Origin of the sequence: Staphylococcus simiae (assembly GCF_002902085.1) — a bacterium.
GTDB classification, from domain to species: domain Bacteria; phylum Bacillota; class Bacilli; order Staphylococcales; family Staphylococcaceae; genus Staphylococcus; species Staphylococcus simiae.
The window spans coordinates 21,244-27,331 of the sequence record NZ_PPQR01000068.1; the positions used below are offsets into that span (position 1 = coordinate 21,244).

At 32.0% G+C, this 6,088-nt stretch carries 6 protein-coding genes; 3 read left to right on the top strand and 3 right to left on the bottom strand.

The window, feature by feature from the left end; translation table 11 throughout:
* The 3 genes from mvk to pta form a co-directional block, all read right to left on the bottom strand.
* Window positions 1-921 carry a mevalonate kinase gene (gene mvk, locus CD113_RS08555; RefSeq protein ID WP_002462285.1) on the bottom strand — a complete coding sequence of 307 codons (921 nt, stop codon included), beginning with the start codon at window positions 919-921 and terminating at the stop codon, window positions 1-3.
* Between the two features lie 445 nt (window positions 922-1,366).
* On the bottom strand, window positions 1,367-2,203 hold the full coding sequence (locus CD113_RS08560; protein ID WP_002462284.1) for a lipoate--protein ligase family protein: 837 nt from the start codon (window positions 2,201-2,203) through the stop codon (window positions 1,367-1,369).
* Window positions 2,204-2,205: 2 nt separating this feature from the next.
* Window positions 2,206-3,192, bottom strand: a complete 987-nt coding sequence (gene pta / locus CD113_RS08565; protein ID WP_002462283.1) for a phosphate acetyltransferase — start codon at window positions 3,190-3,192, stop codon at window positions 2,206-2,208.
* 166 nt (window positions 3,193-3,358) lie between these two features.
* On the opposite strand from pta, the gene hemQ reads away from it, so the two are divergent.
* The 3 genes from hemQ to CD113_RS08580 all read left to right on the top strand — a co-directional run bounded on the left by hemQ (window position 3,359) and on the right by CD113_RS08580 (window position 5,990).
* Window positions 3,359-4,114, top strand: coding sequence for a hydrogen peroxide-dependent heme synthase (hemQ, locus tag CD113_RS08570; RefSeq protein ID WP_002462281.1), 756 nt, complete (start codon window positions 3,359-3,361; stop codon window positions 4,112-4,114).
* Window positions 4,115-4,758: 644 nt separating this feature from the next.
* On the top strand, window positions 4,759-5,523 hold the full coding sequence (locus CD113_RS08575) for a threonine/serine exporter family protein (protein WP_040801092.1): 765 nt from the start codon (window positions 4,759-4,761) through the stop codon (window positions 5,521-5,523).
* 14 nt (window positions 5,524-5,537) lie between these two features.
* A complete protein-coding gene (locus tag CD113_RS08580) occupies window positions 5,538-5,990 on the top strand; it encodes a threonine/serine exporter family protein (RefSeq protein WP_002462279.1) in 453 nt (150 codons plus the stop codon).
* The last annotated feature ends 98 nt before the right edge of the window (window positions 5,991-6,088 follow it).

The window sequence follows — 6,088 nt, forward strand, 5'->3', positions numbered from 1 at the left end:
CTAACCTCCTAAATATTCAATCCAAGTATGAGCTGCACCAGCTTTTTCGACAGCTTTAACAATATTTTTAGCATCTGCTAAGTCATTGGCTAGTAATAACATACTACCACCTCTACCTGCACCGGTAATTTTTCCAGCAATAGCACCATTTGCCATACCAATATTTAATAACTGTTCAATTTTATCATGACTAACTGTTAACTCTCTCAAATCTGAATGACAAGCATTAAAAATATGAGCCAAGTCATCAAAGTTCTGTTGTTCAATTGCATCACTAGCTTCCAGTACTAACTTACCAATGTGAGTAACATAAGACATATAATAATCATCTTCACATAATTTATGTACATCTTCTACAGCTTGTCTTGTTGACCCTTTAACACCAGTATCTATCACTACCATATAGCCATTTAATTTTAAAGATGTTAAAGTTTCGGCATATCCTTTTTGGAACCAAACTGGTTTACCAGAAACAATGGTTTGTGTATCAATTCCACTTGGTTTACCATGTGCAATTTGTTCTGCCCAATTAGCTTTGTCAATTAGTTCCTCTTTCGTTAATGTTTGTCCTAAGAAGTCATAGCTTGCACGTACAAATGCCACTGCAACTGCCGCACTAGAACCTAAACCACGTGAAGGAGGCAAATTCGTTTGAATGGTTACTGCTAATGGTGCTTTTATATCATTATTTTCAATGAAACGATTTACTAATGATTTCAAGTGTTCTGGAGCATCGTATAGCATACCATCATAAACGTCACTCTTGATTGAAGAGTAATTGCCTTGTTCTAATTCTTCAATCAAAACTTTAATTTTACCAGCAGTAAATGGTATTGCGATGGCTGGTTCTCCAAATGTTACAGCATGTTCCCCAATTAAAATAATTTTACCAGTTGACTCCCCATATCCTTTTCTTGTCATATTCATATCACCTTTTATATTTATCCTATTACTTTTAATTTTGATTGTATCGTAAAAGACATATCCTTCTTAGATGCTGTATTTTAAACGTTTAAATATTTGTATGACTTTTATTTTAGACAGTATTTATGTATAACGATTTAGTTGTCGTTTAAATGCTTTAACTTGAATATTATAAATCTAACTTTATTGAATTTCAAAGCGTTGTATTTAATTAGTGTATTTTAATGTTGCTAATCTATGTTAATTATATTTTTCCACCTTAACTATAATACTACAAAAAGGATACGGAATATATAGAAATACAACCAAAGTATTATAACCCTAATCAATCAATAGCAGTAAAAATTTAAATTTCCCGGAGCTTTCACCATCAAATTCATTTATATGCCGAGCGCACCATAAAAAAGGCTCGAAACATTATTGTTTCGAACCTTGTATGATGTTACGACATATTATCTGTCATTTTTTTATTACGTTCTATCATTCTATCGAAATATTTATCGAACCTTTGCCATTCTTCAGCTGTTATTGGATCCATATTTAATCGACCACCTAAATCTTTAATGGCGTAAAGTAATGAGAACATCACATCTTGAACGGTTATTTTTCTATTTAGTAACGTTTCCAAAGAAGCCATACAAGATGGTTCTATTTGTGGGTACTGAAATTTGGTAATTTCACCTTTTAACGCACGTTCGTAAAATGTTCGCATCATACTAGCACGTTCAGAACCAGAACCTTCCACACAAAGATAGATTTGAACTGCAATACCTCCACGAACTCGTCGTTGTGAAATACCCGCAAACTTTTTACCATCAATACTCAAATCAAATTTACCTGGACAATATGAATGTTCAATCTCTTTAGTATCAATGTTTACATTGTCATCTTCAAACATTTTACTTATTAATAAATACATCACTGTAAATGCTTCATCAATAGTTGTTTCTGTTTGACCTTTAAATATCAATGAAATATTTAAAACGCCTTGATCTAAAACAACACCTAAGCCACCAGAATTTCTAACAATAGCATTATAGCCAATTTCATTTGTTAAATAATCTATACCATCTTTTAAAAAAGGTAATCTTGAGTCATGAATTCCCAAAATAACCGTATGTTGATGAATCCAAGTTCTTACAACATTAGGTGATAAATTTTTGCCTACACTCTCACTAAACGTATCATCAAAGGCAAATGATTGCATGGGTTCAAGACCACTAGAATGGTCGATGTAACGCCAATCGATGCCATTAAAATATTTACTCGCTAAGTCCATGATTATTGTAAAGTTTGAGCTGCAGTAATAATTGATAAATTATAAACATCTTCAATAGAGCAACCACGTGACAAGTCATTAACTGGTGAATTTAAACCTTGTAACACTGGTCCTACAGCATCAAAGCCACCTAATCGTTGTGCAATTTTGTAGCCAATATTACCCGCTTCTAAACTTGGGAATACAAATACATTGGCATCACCTTGTAATTTAGCACCTGGCGCTTTTTTCTCAGCTACACTTGGTACGATTGCAGCATCAAATTGGAATTCTCCATCAATAATAGCATCTAATTTATCTTCTTCAGCTTGTTGTTGTGCTAATTGAACTGCTTCTTGGACTTTAGTTACATCATCTGATTTAGCTGAACCTTTCGTTGAAAAGCTTAGCATTGCTACTTTAGGGTCCATGCCAAAACTTAATGCTGATTTAGCACTTTCTACAGCAATTTCAGCTAAACCTTGTGAATCAAGCTCTGGATTGATGGCACAATCACCAAAGATATATTGTTGGTCGTCTTTAATCATAAAGAAGATACCAGATGTTCTAGATACGCCTGGTTTCGTTTTAATAATTTGTAGTGCTGGACGAACAGTATCTCCAGTTGAATGTGCCGCACCACTTACTAGTCCTTCAGCTTGTCCTGTATATACAAGCATTGTTCCAAAGTAGTTTACATTATTTAATAATTCTTCAGCTTGTTCTTCTGTTGCTTTACCTTTACGACGTTCAACAAATGCTTTGACTAATTCAGGTTTCAAATCACTTGTTGCAGGATTAATCAATTCAATATTTGAAATATCTAATTGCTTCGCTTCAGCTAATGCTTTGACCTTTTGTTCATCACCTAAAACGATTGGTGTTACATAATCAGTTTGTTGTAATTGAGTTGCCGCAGTTAAAACGCGTTCATCCTCTCCTTCAGGTAGTACAATTTTAACGTTCTTACCAGAAAGTTTGTCTTGTAAAACATTTAATAAATCAGCCATAATATCCTCCTTGAATGTTCGTGTTAATAATAATTCACGTACCAATTATACGTCATTTTTTTTCATAATGCCACGTCACTAATTTGTAATCATTTATTTATCAGTATACCCTTACTTTATGATAGAATTTAATTTGAATTGATGATATTGAAAGGGAGCGATAGACATGAGTGAAGCAGCAGAAACATTAGATGGTTGGTATAGTTTACATTTATTTTATGCTGTTGATTGGGCAACTTTACGCCTAGTACCAAAAGATGAACGTAAAGAAATTATCGACGAATTAACTTCATTTTTACGTGATACTGCAACTGCAAGATCTGCTAAAGAAGGAGATCAAGCGATTTATAATATTACTGGTCAAAAAGCTGACCTACTACTTTGGTTCCTTCGTCCTGAAATGAAAGAACTAAATTTCATTGAAAATAATTTAAATAAGTTACGTATTTCTGACTATTTGATTCCAACATATTCATATGTTTCAGTAATTGAGTTAAGTAATTATTTAGCTGGTAAATCTGACGAAAATCCATACGAAAATCCTCATATCAAACCAAGATTATATCCAGAATTACCACATGCTGATTATATTTGTTTCTACCCTATGAACAAACGTCGTAATGAAACTTATAACTGGTATATGTTATCTATGGAAGAACGTAAAAAATTAATGTATGACCATGGTATGATAGGTCGTAAATATGCAGGTAAAATCAAACAATTTATTACTGGTTCAGTTGGTTTTGATGATTACGAATGGGGCGTAACACTATTTTCTGATGATGTATTACAATTCAAAAAAATTGTATACGAAATGCGTTTTGATGAAACAACTGCTCGTTACGGAGAGTTTGGTAGTTTCTTTATTGGTCATATCTTAAATTTAGATGATTTCGACCAATTCTTTACAATTAACTCTTAAACATCATATCTTAATATAGCAAAATAGCCAGTAAGGAAGTCTTTCAACTTCACTTACTGGCTTATTTCATTGCATGACAATATATAGTTGTCATGTATTTCAATAAAATAATTCATTACTTTATATTTAATCAAAGTATCTTACTTTAGCTATGTATACTATAAAAAACACCTTAGAATTAAGAACAAACTGTAATTAAATTTACCCGTAGTTGAGGTGTTTTGAACAATTTTGATGCACATTAACATTTAAATAGTGAGGCTGGACGCAAAAAGTACACTCTGCCATTAGCAAAGTGTACTCCGAGTAGTATCCTTGGGAGAACTTTAACTACTACACTACGTATAAACGTTAACCTCAATAAAAAACTATACAGTCGCTACTCTATATAATTTGTAATGGTTAACTAATACTATTTTAACCTATTTGAAATACTTGAAACATAATTATATTAATATTTTTCTAAAAAATTTTTCTTTTTATACTCAAAGTAACAAATAACTATAATTAATTCCGATTGGGTTTATAGCTTTTATATTTATTTTGTCAACTAACATAAATATGTCTACTTTTTGTACGGCATGATGGTTATTTCTAATTATTTCCACTATAATAAATATAATTCTAAAAATAATGGTGATGACATGGAAAAAATAGCAACTGAAAATACAGAAGAGATATTAATTAAAGATATTGTCATGCTTACTGCTCGAATTTTATTAGAATCTGGTGCTGAAGGTACAAGAGTTGAAGATACAATGACTAGAATTGCAAGCACATTAGGTTACAATGATAGTAATAGTTTTGTTACCAATACAGTGATTCAATTTTCATTACATAGTGAATCTTTTCCTCGTATCTTTCGGATTAAATCACGTGACACTAATTTAATTAAAATTTCTCAAGCTAATGATATTTCACGTCAAATTGCTAAACATGAAATATCTTTAGATGAAGCTAAAAATAAATTAGAAGCTATTTATATTGCCGAAAGAGATAATAGTTTACCTTTTAAAGGTTTTGCAGCAGCAATGATAGCAATGAGTTTTTTATATTTACAAGGTGGAAGATTAGTTGATGTTCTAACTGCAATAATCGCTGGAAGTATAGGTTATCTCGTTGTAGAAGTATTAGACCGGAGATTACATGCACAATTTATACCTGAATTTATTGGTTCATTAGTTATTGGTATTATAGCAATCATTGGGCATTCATTTGTACCTGGCGGAAATTTAGCAACAATTATCATTGCTGCTGTTATGCCTATCGTGCCAGGTGTCTTAATTACGAACGCCATACAAGATTTATTTGGTGGTCACATGCTCATGTTTACTACTAAATCTCTCGAAGCTTTAGTAACATCCTTTGGTATTGGTGCTGGTGTTGGAACTATTTTAATTCTCGTTTAAGGAGTAAACATATAATGTTTTGGATTTTAAATTTTATTTTTAGTTTTTTAGCATCCATGTTTTTTTGTGTTATTTTTGATGCCCCTAGAAAGTTGTATTTATCTTGTGGCCTTGTTGGCACATGCGGTTGGATGGTTTACACATTATTTTATGATGCATTTAATGTCCATACAATATATTCTAGTTTCTTTGGTAGTTTAGCTTTAGGCTTACTTAGTCATTTTATGGCACGTAAACAAAAAGAACCGGTTATTATCTTCATGGTTACGGGAATTATCCCTTTAGTACCCGGTGGATTAGCTTATGATGCTACTAAAAATTTAGTACTATTACATTTCGGAACTGCGATTAATACAATGTTAGAAGTTACATTGATTGCTGGTTCGATCGCCCTAGGTTTATTATTTGCAGATCAAATCTCAAAATTAATTGTTTCTGGCTTTGTAAAATCTTTCCGTAGATTGTAATTGACGGATTGTAATATTAAGTGCAACACCTATAAAATTTCATAAAAAAATGCCCATGATTGGCACTTTATTGTAAGATGTTAATAACGACAAAAACA